General features: G+C 37.8%; 1 protein-coding gene. It reads left to right on the top strand.

Features of this window, described 5'->3' with window-relative positions; translation table 11 throughout:
* Positions 1–108: 108 nt before the first annotated feature.
* The coding region (locus OCK74_RS27865) for a hypothetical protein (protein WP_279300398.1) at positions 109–548 on the top strand (440 nt) is incomplete at its 3' end.

Here is a 548-nt window from a genome sequence, read left to right on the forward strand (position 1 = left end):
CGGAAAGGATATGCATAATTTTATCGCACAAAAGCGGGTGCTTCAGTCAGCATTTACTGCTGAAAAAAATATGAACAGATTGACGGGCTGTACAATTGTTGTATACCCATGAAACCGAAACTAATAAATGAAATAAAATTGAAATATAATCTGAAAGCAGGAGTCATCATTTTATTGCTGATTACATTAGTCAATTCCGGGAAAAGCCAAGTCACAGCAGTTGTTAAGAACTCAGATTCATCAACAAAGGTAATGCCGATCAATTGGAGCGGGTTTCAAAAAAAAGCACCTAGCAATAAATTAGCAAACACCGTAAAAGCAACCCTGCTTAATGCCAACAGATTTGCGCTCACAACCTGGTATCATGAAATAAAAAAATACCAGCCAGATTCCAGTGGTTATCTTGACTTGAAAAGCAAATCAAAGGTTAATGAATACAGGTATCGTTTTCCAGCCGCCATGTCATTCGGTATAGCCATTGCCATTAAAACGGGAATATATGATCCTTCCATAACAGGAGTATCCTTGCAAGAGGCTAAAGATAAGAC

Origin of the sequence: Paraflavisolibacter caeni (assembly GCF_025628885.1) — a bacterium.
GTDB lineage: Bacteria > Bacteroidota > Bacteroidia > Chitinophagales > Chitinophagaceae > Flavisolibacter > Flavisolibacter caeni.